Origin of the sequence: Arthrobacter crystallopoietes (genome assembly GCF_002849715.1) — a bacterium.
GTDB classification, from domain to species: domain Bacteria; phylum Actinomycetota; class Actinomycetes; order Actinomycetales; family Micrococcaceae; genus Crystallibacter; species Crystallibacter crystallopoietes.
On record NZ_CP018863.1, the window covers coordinates 3646599 to 3661240 of the forward strand.

At 67.7% G+C, this 14642-nt stretch carries 13 protein-coding genes; 12 read left to right on the forward strand and 1 reads right to left on the reverse strand.

All coding sequences use genetic code 11. The features are described from left to right. Window positions 1-5: 5 nt before the first annotated feature. Window positions 6-971 carry a quinone oxidoreductase family protein gene (locus AC20117_RS16880; protein ID WP_074702665.1) on the reverse strand — a complete coding sequence of 322 codons (966 nt, stop codon included), beginning with the start codon at window positions 969-971 and terminating at the stop codon, window positions 6-8. Window positions 972-1127: 156 nt separating this feature from the next. Between AC20117_RS16880 and argC the strand changes: the two genes are divergently transcribed. From argC to AC20117_RS16940, 12 genes are all read left to right on the forward strand, one after another. Further along, window positions 1128-2159 (forward strand): N-acetyl-gamma-glutamyl-phosphate reductase, encoded by a 1032-nt coding sequence (gene argC / locus AC20117_RS16885; RefSeq protein ID WP_074702664.1) that lies wholly within the window; start codon window positions 1128-1130, stop codon window positions 2157-2159. Further along, entirely contained in the window at window positions 2156-3307 is a 1152-nt protein-coding gene (argJ, locus tag AC20117_RS16890; protein WP_074702663.1) for a bifunctional glutamate N-acetyltransferase/amino-acid acetyltransferase ArgJ, read from the forward strand. The genes argC and argJ overlap by 4 nt, the downstream gene beginning before the upstream one ends. A gap of 7 nt (window positions 3308-3314) precedes the next feature. After that, window positions 3315-4223, forward strand: coding sequence for an acetylglutamate kinase (gene argB, locus AC20117_RS16895; protein WP_074702662.1), 909 nt, complete (start codon window positions 3315-3317; stop codon window positions 4221-4223). After that, the gene (locus AC20117_RS16900; protein WP_083339880.1) at window positions 4220-5554 is read left to right on the forward strand and encodes an acetylornithine transaminase; all 1335 of its coding nucleotides are present in this window, start codon (window positions 4220-4222) and stop codon (window positions 5552-5554) included. The genes argB and AC20117_RS16900 overlap by 4 nt, the downstream gene beginning before the upstream one ends. After that, a complete protein-coding gene (gene argF / locus AC20117_RS16905; RefSeq protein ID WP_074702661.1) occupies window positions 5551-6513 on the forward strand; it encodes an ornithine carbamoyltransferase in 963 nt (320 codons plus the stop codon). Before AC20117_RS16900 ends, argF begins: the two co-directional genes overlap by 4 nt. Window positions 6514-6545: 32 nt before the next feature. Beyond that, window positions 6546-7058 carry an arginine repressor gene (locus AC20117_RS16910; protein WP_074703447.1) on the forward strand — a complete coding sequence of 171 codons (513 nt, stop codon included), beginning with the start codon at window positions 6546-6548 and terminating at the stop codon, window positions 7056-7058. A gap of 40 nt (window positions 7059-7098) precedes the next feature. Continuing rightward, entirely contained in the window at window positions 7099-8307 is a 1209-nt protein-coding gene (locus tag AC20117_RS16915; protein WP_074702660.1) for an argininosuccinate synthase, read from the forward strand. A 2-nt stretch (window positions 8308-8309) separates the two neighbouring features. After that, entirely contained in the window at window positions 8310-9731 is a 1422-nt protein-coding gene (argH, locus tag AC20117_RS16920) for an argininosuccinate lyase (protein WP_074702659.1), read from the forward strand. Window positions 9732-9933: 202 nt separating this feature from the next. Continuing rightward, window positions 9934-10932: an SRPBCC domain-containing protein gene (locus AC20117_RS16925; RefSeq protein WP_074702658.1), complete on the forward strand. Its 999-nt coding sequence runs from the start codon at window positions 9934-9936 to the stop codon at window positions 10930-10932. Continuing rightward, window positions 10932-11576 (forward strand): DNA-3-methyladenine glycosylase, encoded by a 645-nt coding sequence (locus AC20117_RS16930; RefSeq protein WP_074702657.1) that lies wholly within the window; start codon window positions 10932-10934, stop codon window positions 11574-11576. Before AC20117_RS16925 ends, AC20117_RS16930 begins: the two co-directional genes overlap by 1 nt. A gap of 116 nt (window positions 11577-11692) precedes the next feature. Continuing rightward, window positions 11693-12232 (forward strand): adenine phosphoribosyltransferase, encoded by a 540-nt coding sequence (locus tag AC20117_RS16935; RefSeq protein WP_074702656.1) that lies wholly within the window; start codon window positions 11693-11695, stop codon window positions 12230-12232. A 150-nt stretch (window positions 12233-12382) separates the two neighbouring features. Next, window positions 12383-14638: a HelD family protein gene (locus tag AC20117_RS16940; protein ID WP_074702655.1), complete on the forward strand. Its 2256-nt coding sequence runs from the start codon at window positions 12383-12385 to the stop codon at window positions 14636-14638. Window positions 14639-14642 lie beyond the last annotated feature (4 nt).

Consider the following 14642-nt stretch of genomic DNA (forward strand, 5'->3'; position numbering starts at 1 on the left):
GAAGCTTACGGAATCAGCAGGAGCTTGCCAGTGGTGCGGCGCGACTCCAGGTCGGAGTGCGCCTGTCCCGCCTCGGCCAGCGGGTAGCTCGCGCCCACCCGGATCTTGAGCGAACCGTCCAGGACGGCGGCGAAAAGCTCCTCCGAGCGCCAGCGGCGTTCTTCCGCGGTGAGCAGGTGGTCGGCCAGCTTGGGCCGCGTCACGAACAGCGAGCCGGCCGCGTTCAGCCGCTGCAGGTCGAACGGCGGAACCTGGCCGGAAGCGCCCCCGAAGAGCACCAACGTGCCGCGGGTCCGCAGGCTGGCGAGCGAGCCTTCAAACGTATCCTTGCCCACGCCGTCGTACACCACGTCCACACCGGTGCCGCCGGTCAGCTCGCGCACCTGATCCGCGAAGCCGTCGTAGCGCAGCACTTCGTCCGCTCCTGCTTCCCGTGCCAGCTTTTCCTTTTCATCGCTGGAGACCGTGGTGATGACCCGGGCACCCTTGGCCTTGAGCAGCTGGGTCAGGACCAGGCCTACGCCGCCGGCTCCAGCGTGCGTCAGTACGGTCTGGCCGGACTGGACCTTGAAGCTCGAATTGATCAGATAGTGCGCCGTCATGCCCTGGAGCGGAATGGCCGCGGCCGTCTCGTCGCTGACCCCGTCCGGGACAGGCAGGGCGCCCTCCTCGTCGACGAGCGCATACTGCGCGTAGCCGGCGCGCGCCTCGGAGGTGGCCACCCGGTCGCCGGCGGCAAAACCCGTGACGCCCTCCCCGCAGGCTTCGACGGTGCCGGCGATCTCGCTGCCCGGGGTGAAGGGGAACCGGACCTTGTACACGCCGCTGCGCTGATAGGTGTCGATGAAGTTCACGCCCGCGGCCGCAACCTTGACCAGCAGCTGGCCCGGGCCCGGGGTGGGGATCCGGACTTCCTGCAGCTGCATATCCTCGGGTCCTCCGGGCGCTTCGACAACTATTGCTTGGGCCATGGCGTGTGGTCCTCCTGTAATCAACCGCGCACGCGCGTGCGGCGGCAGTTAGACTGGCGTTTTCGCGCACCCGCACTCTCCGTTGCAGGCGCTCGTTTCATCGTATCGTGCATAATTATGACTCCCTATGAATAAGTTTTCCTGTATAGTGACCTTATGACTTTTTCGGTAGCTGTTTCCGGTGCCAGTGGCTATGCCGGCGGAGAAGTGCTCCGCCTGCTGGCCAGCCATCCAGAGGTCTCCATCGGGGCCATCACGGCGCACAGCAATGCCGGTTCCCGATTGGGTGCGCTCCAGCCGCATCTGCATTCCCTGGCCGAGCGTGAGCTGACGGAAACCACCGTGGAAAACCTGGCCGGGCACGACGTCGTCTTCCTGGCGCTGCCGCACGGTGCCAGTGCGGAGATCGCGGCCAAGCTGCCCGAAGAAACCCTGGTGATCGACGCCGGAGCGGACCACCGGCTGGAAGACCCGCTCGTGTGGGAGAAGTTCTACGGCACGGTCCATGCCGGCACCTGGCCCTACGGCCTGCCCGAACTGCCGGGCCACCGCGAACGCCTGCGCGAGGCCAAGCGGATCGCCGTGCCGGGCTGCTATCCCACCAGTTCACTGCTCGCCCTGACGCCGGGCTTCAGCGCCGGCCTGCTGGAGACCCAGGACGTGGTCATCGTTGCCGCGTCGGGGACTTCCGGGGCGGGCAAATCCGTGAAGGTCAACCTGCTGGGCTCCGAGGTCATGGGCGGCATGAGCCCGTACGGCGTAGGCGGCGGCCACCGGCACACGCCCGAAATCGAGCAGGGCCTGTCCGCTGCCGCCGGCGAAAATGTCCAGGTTTCCTTCACTCCCACGCTCGCGCCGATGAGCCGCGGCATCCTGGCCACGGCCACGGCCCGGGTCAAGCCGGGGACCGACGCCGCAGCGCTGCGCCGCGCCTGGGCCGAGGCCTACGCGGACGAGGCTTTTGTGCACCTGCTCCCGGAGGGCCAGTGGCCGCACACCAAGTCGGTCCAGGGCTCCAACCACGTAGCCATGCAGCTCGCCTTCGACGAGCATGCCGGCCGCGTGATCGTCAGCTGCGCCATCGACAACCTGACCAAGGGCACCGCCGGCGGCGCTGTCCAGTCCATGAACATCGCCCTCGGTCTTGAGGAGACCGCCGGCCTGACCCACCAGGGAGTAGCACCGTGAGCGTCACCGCTGCACAAGGTTTCCGCGCCGCAGGCGTGACCGCCGGGCTGAAGGCCTCCGGCAACCCGGACGTGGCCCTGGTGGTCAACGACGGTCCCGCCAAATCGGCCGCCGCGGTTTTCACCTCCAACCGGGTGGCCGCCGCCCCTGTCCATTGGTCCCGGCAGGCGATCAGCGACGGCCGGGCGGACGCCGTGATCCTCAACTCCGGCGGGGCCAATGCCTGCACCGGCCCCGAAGGCTTCCAGAACACCCACAGCACCGCGGAGAAAACGGCCGCGCTGCTGGGCGTTTCCGCCTCCGATGTGGTGGTGTGCTCCACCGGGCTGATCGGCGAGCAGCTGCCCATGGACAAGCTGCTTCCCGGCGTCGAGGCTGCCGCGGCGGCCCTGAACAACGACGGCGGCGCTGACGCCGCCACCGCGATCATGACCACCGACAGCGTGGCCAAGCAGTCGCGGTTCGACGGCGCGGGCTACGTGATCGGCGGCATGGCCAAGGGCGCCGGCATGCTGGCCCCCGGCCTGGCCACCATGCTCGTGGTCATCACCACCGATGCCCACGTCGAGGCCCCCGCCCTGGACATGGCGCTGCGCGAGGCCACCCGGGTGACCTTCGACCGGACGGATTCGGACGGCTGCATGTCCACCAATGACACCGTGGTCCTGCTGGCCTCCGGTGCCTCCGGCGCGGTGCCGGACCTGGCCCAATTCAGTGCCGGACTGACCACGGTGTGCGCAGACCTGGCCCGGCAGCTGATTACCGACGCCGAGGGTGCCAGCCACGACATCGCCGTCACCACCATCAACGCCGCGTCCGAACGGGACGCCGAAGTTGTCAGCCGTGCGGTCGCCCGGTCCAACCTGTTCAAGACCGCCATCTTCGGCAAGGACCCGAACTGGGGCCGGGTGCTCTCCGCCGTCGGCACCACCGACGCGGCCTTTGAGCCGGACCAGCTGAACGTCACCATGAACGGCGTGCAGGTCTGCCGCAACGGTGGCGTGGGGGACTCCCGCGACCTGGTGGATCTGGAAGCCCGCGAGGTCATCGTGATGATCGACCTGAACGCCGGCGATAAGTCCGCCACCATCTGGACCAACGACCTCACGCACGAATACGTGCACGAGAACTCCGCGTACTCGAGCTGAGGAACCGATGAACACGATGCTTGTAGCCCAGGACAAGGCGGGCACGCTGATTGAAGCGCTGCCGTGGATCCAGCGCTTCGCCGGGACCACCATGGTCATCAAGTACGGCGGCAACGCCATGGTCAACGACGAGCTGCGCCGGGCTTTCGCCGAGGACATCGTCTTCCTGCACCACGTGGGCATCAAGCCCGTGGTGGTGCACGGCGGCGGCCCGCAGATCAACGCCATGCTCTCCAAGCTCGGCATCGAGTCCGAGTTCAAGGGCGGCCTGCGGGTGACCACGCCGGAGGCCATGGACGTGGTCCGGATGGTGCTCACCGGCCAGGTGGGCCGGGAACTGGTCGGCCTGATCAACTCGCACGGCCCGTACGCCGTCGGGCTTTCGGGTGAAGACGGTGGGCTGCTGCAGGCCGTGCGCACCAGCACGGTGGTGGACGGTGCAGAAGTGGATCTGGGCCTCGTGGGCGAAGTGGTCGGCGTGAACCCCTCCGCCATCCTGGACCTGCTCGAGGCCGGCCGGATCCCGGTGATCTCCACCGTGGCCCCGGAGATCACCAACGACGGCGAAGGCACCAACCAGGTGCTGAATGTCAACGCGGATACCGCCGCGGCTGCGGTGGCCGATGCCCTGCACGCGTCGCGCCTGGTGATCCTGACCGACGTCGAGGGTCTGTACGCCAACTGGCCGGACAAGTCCTCGCTGATCTCCTCGCTGACCGCCTCCGAGCTGCGGGACCTGCTGCCCAAGCTCGAGTCCGGCATGATCCCCAAGATGGAAGCCTGCCTCAAGGCGGTCGACGGGGGAGTGGAGCGCGCCGCGGTGGTCGACGGCCGGATGGCGCACTCGATCCTGCTTGAAATCTTTACGGCTGCCGGCATCGGCACCCAGGTTGTTCCGGACGGAGACGAGAAATGAGCGAGGCAATCCAACAGGCAACACCACAGCCGGCGGCCGGCTCGGCAGCGGAGCTGGCCAGCCTCGACGGGCTGCACAACCAGGAACTGCTGGCCCGCTACAACCAGTCCCTGATGGGCGTGTTCGGCACGCCGCAGCGCGTGCTGGTCCGCGGCAACGGCTGCACCGTCTGGGACGCCGACGGCAAGGAATACCTGGACCTGCTCGGCGGCATCGCCGTGAACGCACTGGGCCATGCGGATCCGTTCATCACCAGCATCATCTCCAGCCAGCTATCCACGCTGGGCCATATTTCCAACTTCTTCACCAGCCCGACGCAGATCGCGCTGGCCGAAAAGCTGCTGGAGCTGGCGCAGGCTCCGGCCGGTTCCAAGGTCTTCTTCGCCAATTCCGGTACCGAGGCCAACGAGGCGGCCTTCAAACTGGCCCGCCGCAACTCCACCGCCACGCGGAAGCGGATCATCGCCCTGGACGGCGCCTTCCACGGCCGGACCATGGGCGCCCTGGCACTGACGGCCAAGCAGGCCTACCGGGAACCTTTCGAGCCCCTGCCCGGCGGGGTGGAGCACATCCCCTTCGGCGATGTGGATGCCCTGCGGACCGCGGTCGACGGAACCGTTGCCGCCGTCGTTCTTGAGCCGATCCAGGGCGAAGTGGGCGTACGTCCGCTGCCGGCCGGGTACCTCAAGGCCGCCCGCGAAATCACCCGCGAGGCCGGCGCTCTGCTGATCCTGGACGAAGTCCAGACCGGCGTGGGACGCACCGGCAACTGGTTCGCCTACCAGGGCAGCGTGGCCGGCGGCGAGGACATCCTGCCGGACGCCATCACCCTGGCCAAGGGCCTCGGCGGCGGGTTCCCCATCGGCGCCATGGTGACGTTCGGCGAGCAGGTTTCCACCCTGCTGACCGCCGGACAGCACGGCACCACCTTCGGCGGCAACCCCGTGGCGACGGCCGCCGCCCTGGCCACGCTGCACTCGATCGAGTCGCGGCAGCTGCTGCAGCATGCGAACGACGTCGGCGCGCAGCTTCGTGCCGCGCTGGCCGGTATCGACGGCGTCACCGAGGTCCGCGGCGAGGGCCTGCTGATCGGCTTCGACCTGGCCGAGGAGATCGCCGCACCGGCCGTCCGTGCCGCGCTGGAGGCCGGATTCATCATCAACAACCCCGGTCCGCGCACGCTGCGTTTGGCTCCGCCGCTGATCCTCACCGGCACGCAGGCCGAGGCCTTCATCCAGGCGCTGCCCGCCATTCTGGCGGCCGCCGCCGAAACTGCGGCCGCGGCCAACTCCGCCGACCCCAACACCGATGCCCAGAAGGACACACCATGATCCGCCACTTCCTCAAAGACACCGACCTGAGCCCGGCCGAACAGCTCTCGGTGCTGGACCTGGCGGCGCAGCTGAAGGAGTCGCCCTACCTGTACCAGCCGTATGCCGCGGACGGTGCCGGGCGCAAGACCGTGGCGGTGATTTTCGACAAGACCTCCACCCGGACCCGGCTATCCTTCGCCACCGGCGTGGCGGATCTGGGCGGTGTGCCGCTGATCATCAATCCGGGCGAATCCCAGATGGGCCACAAGGAATCCATTTCGGACACCGTCAAGGTCCTGGAGCGCATGGTCTCGACCGTGGTCTGGCGGACCTACGCCCACTCCGGACTTGAGGAAATGGCCGCCATCTCACGGGTGCCGGTAATCAACTCGCTCTCCGACGACTACCACCCGTGCCAGCTGCTGGCGGACCTGCTCACCATCAGGGAGCACAAGGGCGAGGTCGCCGGCTTGACCATGACGTACCTGGGGGATGCGGCCAACAACATGGCCAACTCCTACCTGCTGGCCGGCGTCACGGCGGGCATGCATGTGCGCATCGGCGGACCCGCCGGCTACCTGCCCGCTGCCGCCGTCGTCGCCGAAGCCGAAGCGCGTGCCGCGGAAACCGGCGGCTCCGTGCTGGTCACCTCCGATGCGGCCGAGGCCCTGGCGGGGACCGACGTTGTCGCCACCGACACCTGGGTCAGCATGGGCCAGGAAGAGGAAAAGGCCCAGCGGCTGGAGCTGTTCAGGGACTACGCGGTGGATGCGGCCGCGATGAAGCTGGCCGCGCCGGACGCCATTGTGCTGCACTGCCTGCCGGCCTACCGCGGCTACGAGATCGCGGCCGATGTGATCGACGGCGACCAGTCCGTGGTGTGGGACGAGGCCGAGAACCGGCTGCACGCGCAGAAGGCGCTGATGGCCTGGTTGATGGACAAGGCCGGCCTGGCGCCGCTGCAGAAGATTTCTTGAAGGCGCTGAAGGAACACCCGGCCGTGACCAGCATGCCCACCACCAAGACCGCCCGCCAGGCCCGCATCACCGCGATCCTGACCGGACAGTCCGTGCGTTCGCAGGCGGAGCTCGCGGCCCTGCTCGCCGCCGAAGGCGTCCAGGTGACGCAGGCAACCCTGTCCCGGGACCTGGTGGAACTTGGTGCGGTGCGCGTGCGCAGCCAGGACGGCGCGCTGGTCTACGCCGTCAGGTCCGAGGGCGGAGAACGCGCCCCGCAGGCCGGCATTACCCAAGAGATCCTGGACGCTCGCCTGGCCAAACTGTGCGCGGACCTGCTGGTCACCGCCGAGGCCTCCGGCAACCTGGTGGTCTTGCGCACTCCGCCCGGCGCCGCGAACTTCCTGGCCCTGGCCATCGACCATTCCGTCATGCCCTCCGTGCTGGGCACCATCGCCGGCGACGATACCGTCCTGCTGGTGACACGGGACCCCGACGGCGGCGCCGACCTGGCCGCCCGCTTCCTGCAGTTTGCGGATGAACCTGCCCGCAACAGCCAGACCTGAAAACGTACCAACCCTGCAAACCATTAGGAGCACACCCCAAGTGACTGACCGCATTGTTCTGGCCTACTCCGGTGGCCTCGACACCTCCGTTGCCATCGGCTGGATCGCCGAGGCAACCGGGGCCGAAGTGATCGCCGTCGCGGTGGATGTGGGGCAGGGCGGCGAGTCGCTGGAAACCATCCGGCAGCGGGCCCTGGACTGCGGCGCCGTCGAAGCCTATGTGGCCGACGCCCGGGACGAGTTCGCCACCGAATACTGCATGCCGGCGCTGAAGGCGAACGCGCTGTACATGGACGCCTACCCCCTGGTCTCCGCCGTCTCCCGCCCGGTGATCGTCAAGCACCTCGTGGCCGCCGCCCAGAAGTTCGGTGCCACCACCGTTTCCCACGGCTGCACGGGCAAGGGCAATGACCAGGTCCGCTTCGAAGTCGGCGTCCAGACCCTGGGGCCGGAGCTCAAATGCATCGCCCCGGTCCGCGACCTGGCGCTGACCCGCGACAAGGCCATTGCCTACGCGGAGGCCAAGAACCTGCCGATCGTCACCACCAAGAAGAACCCGTTCTCCATCGACCAGAACGTTTGGGGCCGGGCCGTGGAGACCGGCTTCCTCGAGGACATCTGGAACGCGCCCACCAAGGACGTGTACGACTACACCGCCTCGCCGGAATTCCCGCCGGTGGCCGATGAGGTGGTCATCACGTTCAAGGAAGGCATCCCGGTGGCCATCGACGGGCACGCGGTGACCCCGCTGCAGGCCATCGAACAGCTGAACCACCGCGCCGGCGCCCAGGGCGTGGGCCGGATCGACATCGTCGAGGACCGCCTGGTGGGCATCAAGTCCCGCGAAATCTACGAGGCCCCCGGCGCCATGGCACTGATCGCGGCGCATAAGGAACTCGAAAACGTCACCATCGAGCGTGAGCAGGCCCGCTTCAAGAAGACGGTGGGCCAGCGCTGGACCGAACTGGTCTACGACGGCCAGTGGTTCTCACCGCTGAAGCGTTCGCTGGACGCCTTCATCGACGACACTCAGCAGCACGTCAGCGGCGAGATCCGGCTGGAACTGCACGGTGGCCGCGCCACCGTGACGGGACGCCGCTCGGAGACGGCGCTTTACGACTTCAACCTGGCCACCTACGACACCGGCGATACCTTCGACCAGTCCATGGCCCGGGGCTTCATCGAGATCTTCGGTCTCTCCTCCAAGGTCGCGTCCGGACGCGACCAGCGCGCAGCGGAAGGCAACTAAAAATGGCACACGGAACCAATGAAGGCGCACTCTGGGGCGGACGCTTTGCCGGCGGCCCCGCGGATGCGCTGGCAGCGCTGAGCAAGTCCACGCACTTCGACTGGCGGCTGGCGCTTTACGACATCGACGGCTCCCGCGCCCACGCCCGGGTGCTGCACAAGGCCGGCCTGCTTGACGACGGCGAACTGGCCGGCATGCTCGCCGCGCTCGATGAACTCGACGCCGATGTCCGCTCCGGTGCCTACGCCGCCGCCGAATCGGACGAGGACGTGCACGGCTCGCTGGAGCGCGGCCTGATCGAGCGGGCCGGCACGCAGCTCGGCGGCAAGCTCCGCGCCGGCCGGTCACGCAACGACCAGATCGCCACGCTGGGCCGGATGTACCTGCGCGACCACGCCCGCATCATCGCCGGCGGCGTCCTCGCCACGGTGGACGCCCTCATCGGGCAGGCCGAGGCGCACCACGGTGTGGCCATGCCGGGGCGGACCCACCTGCAGCACGCGCAGCCCGTGCTGCTGAGCCACCATCTGCTGGCCCATGCCTGGGCGCTGCTGCGCGATGTGCAGCGGCTGGCCGACTGGGACAAGCGCGCCGCCGTTTCGCCCTACGGCTCCGGCGCCCTCGCCGGGTCCTCGCTCGGCCTGGACCCGAACGCCGTCGCCGCGGATCTGGGTTTCGACTCCGCGGCCTGGAACTCGATCGACGGCACCGCCTCCCGCGACGTCTTCGCCGAGTTCGCCTGGGTGTCCGCCATGATCGGCGTGGATTTATCCAGGATCTCGGAGGAAATCATCTTTTGGGCGACCAAGGAATTTTCCTTCGTCACGCTGGATGACTCCTACTCCACCGGATCCTCCATCATGCCGCAGAAGAAGAACCCGGACGTGGCCGAACTGGCCCGCGGCAAGGCCGGGCGCCTGATCGGGAACCTGACGGGTCTGCTGGCCACGCTCAAGGGCCTTCCGCTGGCCTACAACCGTGACCTGCAAGAAGACAAGGAACCCGTTTTCGACGCCGCAGACACTCTGGAACTGCTGCTTCCGGCCGTCTCCGGCATGATCGCCACGCTGAAGTTCAACACCGAACGGCTCGAATCGCTGGCACCGCAGGGCTTTGCCCTCGCCACCGACATCGCCGAGTGGCTGGTCCGCCAGGGCGTGCCGTTCCGCGAGGCGCACGAACTCTCCGGGGCCGCCGTGAAGCTGGCCGAAAGCCGCGGCGTCGAGCTGTGGGACCTCAGCGATGAGGACTACGCCGGCATCTCCGCGCACCTAACCCCGCAGGTGCGCGAGGTCCTGAGCGTGGAAGGCTCGCTGAACAGCCGCAGCTCCCAGGGCGGCACGGCACCTTCCGCGGTCGCCAGCCAGCTGGACGCGCTGAAGGCGCAGCTGGAACCGGTGCGCGTATACGCCGCGGGCGCCTGACCGCCGCGAAAACCAGCCAACGACGTCGGATCCGCACCTGCAGCGAAAAGGTGCGGATCCGACGTCGTTCTGTGCCCTTTGGTAGGCGTGTTTATGCCCTCCGGACCTTCCCTGAAAGCGAAGTTACCGGCCGGTAACTTCGGTCTTTGGGGTAGTTTGTGAAACAGAGATGCAGCCGGAGCGCCGAGCCGAGGAAGTGACGATGACGACGCTGAGCCCGCAGGATGAGAAAGTAGTTCCGTCCGGACGGATCGAACGGATCGCGTCCGACTATGTGCTGGCTTTTGACCGCCAGCTCGACTATCCGCACAGCTACCTGTGGAGCCTGCTGGCCGAGCCGGAACACGTGGCCAAGTGGCTGGGGAACCTGATCACCGGCTGGGAACAGGGCCAGCCCTACGAACTGGAGGTCGGCGGCACCGTCACCGGCACCGTGCTCCAGTTGAATGCACCGCTGAGCCTGCAGATCACCTGGGAAGACGAGCTGGACAACGAGTCCGTGCTCGAGTGGCGGATGCTCAACAGCAACGGCGGCACGCTGGTACAGCTGCGGGCGCGCTCGGAGAGCCGGTCGTTCCTGACGGAGGGCGCCGCGGGCTGGGAAACCATCCTGGACGCGTTCGAGGACGTCGCGGCCGGACGTACGCCGCAGCCGCAGCCGGACCGCTGGACCAAGCTGCGCGAAGCCTACTCGCGCGAGTACTCGGTGTCGCACACGATGGGCACCCTTGGCAAGGACTCCGGCCACGACTCCGTCCACTTTGACCGGCTGCTGGGGGCGGATCGGGCAACCATCTGGCAGGCCCTGACGGAGCCGGACAAGTTCGGCAAATGGCTTGCACCCGGAACGCTGCAGCTGCAGGTCGGCGGAGACGTCCGGCTGGACTTCGAGACTTTCAGCATGCGCGGCGACGTGACCCATCTCCTGAACGAGCAGGCGCTGGAGTACAGCTGGTGCAGCCCGGAGGTGGAACAGAGTTCCGTGCACTGGCTGCTGGAGAACTCCGGCGGCAAGACTCTGCTGAAACTCCGCCACGGACTGCGCTCGAAGGCCCGCACCGCCGAACTCATGGCGCTGTGGCACGAGCGGCTGGACGCGCTGGCCCTGTACCTCTCCGGGGCCGAAGTCCATCCTTCCGCGCACCACCGGGAAGCCTTGACGCACTTTTACCGCCGGATGGCCGGCAGCGCCGGGTCGTAATGGAGGCTGTCCCCGCCATCCCGGGAGCACTGCTGAAATGGCTCGCACGTCCGGCCGATGTGGTGGCCCCGGGACTGCTCGGCGCGCAATTGCTGCGGACGACGGCGGAGGGCAGCGTGGGCGTGCGCATCACCGAAGTGGAGGCGTACCTGGGCGAAAGCGACCCGGGCTCGCACGCCTTCCGCGGCCAGACCAACCGCAACAAAGCCATGTTCGGCCCGGCCGGCCACATTTACGTCTACTTCACCTACGGCATGCACCACTGTGTCAACATCGTCTGCGGCCACGCCGGAATAGCCACCGGTGTCCTGATCCGCGCCGGCGAGGTGACGCACGGACGCGAACTGGCTTACCGCCGTCGTACGTCGGCGAAAAACGATACCGAGCTGGCCCGCGGACCGGGCCGCCTTGCGCAGGCCCTGGGGCTGACGCTGGCGGATAACGGCCGGGCCTTTGCCTCCGGTGCCCTCGAGCTCCGACTGCCTGCCACGCCCGCTCCGGCGGCCCATGTGCGCAGCGGGCCCCGGGTGGGCGTCAGCGGTGAGGGCGGGACCGATAGCTACCCCTGGCGGTTCTGGCTGGAGGGGGAGAAAACCGTCTCGCCCTACCGCGCGGCCAAACCCCGCCGCCGCTCGGACGGCTGAAGTCCGGCTGGTCCGTCCTGGGACGCGCTTCGCCGCGCCGCGTCCGCTCCGGCATTGCCGTCAGCGCGGCCGTCATCCCGTCATTTCCGCAAGCCAGCGGCCGGTAGGGTAGTGGGGTGAGTGAACGATCTTCCGAGTCCGCGGAGTCAGTCATCAGCCGGCTTTCGGCAACCGTCTCCGACTACCCGAAACCAGGCATTGTTTTCCGTGACCTGACGCCCGTTTTCGCGGACGGTCCCGCGCTGCGCACCATTGTGCACGCCCTCATCGACCCCTTCGAAGGGCAGTTCGACGCCGTGGCCGGCATCGAAGCCCGCGGCTTTTTGCTGGCCGCAGCCGGAGCGTATGCGTCGGGCAAAGGCGTGGTGACGGTGCGGAAGAAGGGCAAACTGCCGCGGAAGGTCTACTCGGAGGACTACACCCTCGAATACGGTACGGCGACGCTGGAACTGCATGCCGATGATCTCAAGCCCGGCATGCGCGTGCTCATTCTTGACGATGTGCTGGCCACCGGCGGCACCCTCGGCGCGGCCTGCCGGCTGTTCGAACGGGCCGGCGTGCAGGTTTCCGGGTTCGGCGTCGTGCTGGAACTGACGGGCCTGCGCGGACGCGCGGCGCTGGCAGGCCACCGGATCCGCTCGCTGGTCCGCGAGTAAGCACGTCCGCAACTCCACTGGATGAGCTCCGGATCTTCTCCGGATCCCCTCCGGCTCTGTCGCCGCGTCGCGACCCTGACGTGGGCGTTCATGTAATTTCATGCCGGGCACTGTAAGATTGACGCTCTGCCTTTGCGGGAGGAACACATAATGCAGGAAGCGGTTTCGGCACACGCGGAACTTGAACACGAGCGGGACTATGTCGCGGGTTTGTACCAGCGTCTGGATGAGTTGCGCGCCGAAAAGCAGCAGCAGCTGGACCGGGTCCGCAGCGGCGGTGCGGTCGGCACGATGCAGAATATTTCTGAACGTGACGCCTTCGCCACCATGTACGAGGACCGGCTCGCCCAGCTCAACGCCGTCGATGACCGCCTGGTCTTCGGCCGCCTGGACCTGGACAGCGGGGAATCCCGCTACATCGGCCGCATCGGCCTGAGCACGGCTGATCTGCAGCGGCTCATGGTGGACTGGAGGGCACCGGAGGCAGGAGTCTTTTACCAGGCCACGGCCTTCGAACGGCAGGGCGTACGACGGCGCCGCCACCTGATCCTGAAGGGCCGCGAGGTTAAGGCCGTCGAGGACGATGTGCTGGACGCATCGATGCTCGATTCGGACAACCTGCAGGGAGAAGGCGCCCTGCTGGCGGCGCTGAACTCGAAACGCACCGGCCAGATGTCGGACATCGTCGGCACCATCCAGGCCGAACAGGACCGGATCATCCGCAGTCCCATGCCGGGCGTGCTGGTGGTCCAGGGCGGGCCGGGCACGGGCAAGACCGCCGTTGCCCTGCACCGAGCGGCGTACCTGCTGTACATGCACCGGGAGCGGCTGAAGTCCGCCGGCGTCCTGCTGGTCGGGCCGTCGAACTCCTTCATGAAGTACATCGAACGCGTCCTGCCGTCACTCGGCGAGACCGGTGTGGTGATGTCCACTCTGGGCAAGCTGATGCCGGGCATTAGCGCCGTGCCGGAATCCAACCAGGCCGTCGCCGAGCTCAAGGGCCGCGCGTCCATGGCCAAGGTGGTGGCGCGGGCGGTGGCTAACCGGCAGCGCATCCCGGCGGGACCGCGCAAGCTCAATGTCGAGGGCACCATCCTTACGCTGACTCCGAAACAGGTGATCCGGGCCCGGGACAGGGCCCGGTCCACCGGCAAGCCGCACAACGAGGCGCGCACGACGTTCGTGAAGATCCTGCTGCGCGAACTGACCGAGCAGCTGACCCAGGCGCTGGAAGAATCCTCCGGGCCGGGCAACAACGCGGACCGCAGCTACCTGACCGAAGACGTCCGCACTTCCCGCGACGTGCGGGTGGCGCTGAACCTGTGCTGGATGCCGCTGACGCCGGAGCAGCTGATCGGCGAACTGCTGAGCAAGCCCGCGCATCTCGAAGGCGCTACGCCGCAGCTGAGCGACGCGGAACGGGCACTGCTCCTGCGTGATCCGTCGGCGCCGTGGACCGAGGCCGATGTGCCGCTCCTCGACGAGGCTGCCGAGCTCCTCGGCCCGATGGATGTTTCCAGCGCCCGCGACAAGTCCCAGCGGGAGCACCAGCGTGCCCGCGACGTCGCGAATGCCGAGCAGTCCCTCGTGAACCTGGACGAGGCGCTGAAGGCCAGCGGGATCGACGGTCTCGTCAGCGCCGAGGACCTGGCGGCCCACAACCAGATCCAGGAGACGCGCTTCACCGCGGCGGAACGGGCGGCATCGGACCGGACCTGGGCCTTCGGACACATCGTGGTCGATGAAGCGCAGGAACTCTCGGCCATGCAGTGGCGGCTGCTGATGCGCCGCTGCCCGCTGAAGTCCTTCACGGTGGTGGGCGACATCGCCCAGACTAGCTCCGCTGCCGGCGCGCACTCGTGGCAGCAGGTCCTTGAGCCCTTTGCCCAGGACCGCTGGCGGCTGGAAGAGCTGACGGTGAACTACCGCACGCCGTCGCAAATCGCGGAAGCCGCGGTGCGCATGGCCAATGCGGCCGGACTCGTGGTCTCTGCGCCCAAGGCTGTCCGGGACGGTAACTGGGAACCGATCATTGACAAGGTGGACGACGGCGGACTCCTCGGCAAACTGCTCGAGGTCATGCCGGAGGAGCTCGACGCTCTCGACGGCGGTCTGCTGGCGGTCATCGCCCCGGACCATCGCGTGGAGGAAGCACGCAAGGCACTGGCGGCTGTCTACGGAAGCCGCGTGGGCGCGGGGGCCGGCGGGTTGGACCAGGACATCACGGTCATCGGACCGAAGGAAGCCAAGGGACTGGAATTCGACGGCGTAGTCCTGCTGGAACCGGCGGAACTGCTCGACGGTGTCAGCGGCAAGGTAGGCGATCTGTACGTGGCAATGACGCGTCCCACGCAGCGTCTGCGTCTTCTGGCGGAGGGCGATATCCCACCGGGCATCGAAGGCTGATATT

Coding starts and splice junctions, on each gene's coding strand:
- AC20117_RS16925 (WP_074702658.1), top strand. CDS start 9,934: ATGACGACGCTGAGCCCGCAGGATGAGAAAGTAGTTCCGTCCGGACGG.
- argF (WP_074702661.1), top strand. CDS start 5,551: ATGATCCGCCACTTCCTCAAAGACACCGACCTGAGCCCGGCCGAACAG.
- argB (WP_074702662.1), top strand. CDS start 3,315: ATGAACACGATGCTTGTAGCCCAGGACAAGGCGGGCACGCTGATTGAA.
- argH (WP_074702659.1), top strand. CDS start 8,310: ATGGCACACGGAACCAATGAAGGCGCACTCTGGGGCGGACGCTTTGCC.
- AC20117_RS16930 (WP_074702657.1), top strand. CDS start 10,932: ATGGAGGCTGTCCCCGCCATCCCGGGAGCACTGCTGAAATGGCTCGCA.
- AC20117_RS16940 (WP_074702655.1), top strand. CDS start 12,383: ATGCAGGAAGCGGTTTCGGCACACGCGGAACTTGAACACGAGCGGGAC.
- AC20117_RS16910 (WP_074703447.1), top strand. CDS start 6,546: ATGCCCACCACCAAGACCGCCCGCCAGGCCCGCATCACCGCGATCCTG.
- AC20117_RS16880 (WP_074702665.1), bottom strand. CDS start 971: ATGGCCCAAGCAATAGTTGTCGAAGCGCCCGGAGGACCCGAGGATATG.
- AC20117_RS16900 (WP_083339880.1), top strand. CDS start 4,220: ATGAGCGAGGCAATCCAACAGGCAACACCACAGCCGGCGGCCGGCTCG.
- argC (WP_074702664.1), top strand. CDS start 1,128: ATGACTTTTTCGGTAGCTGTTTCCGGTGCCAGTGGCTATGCCGGCGGA.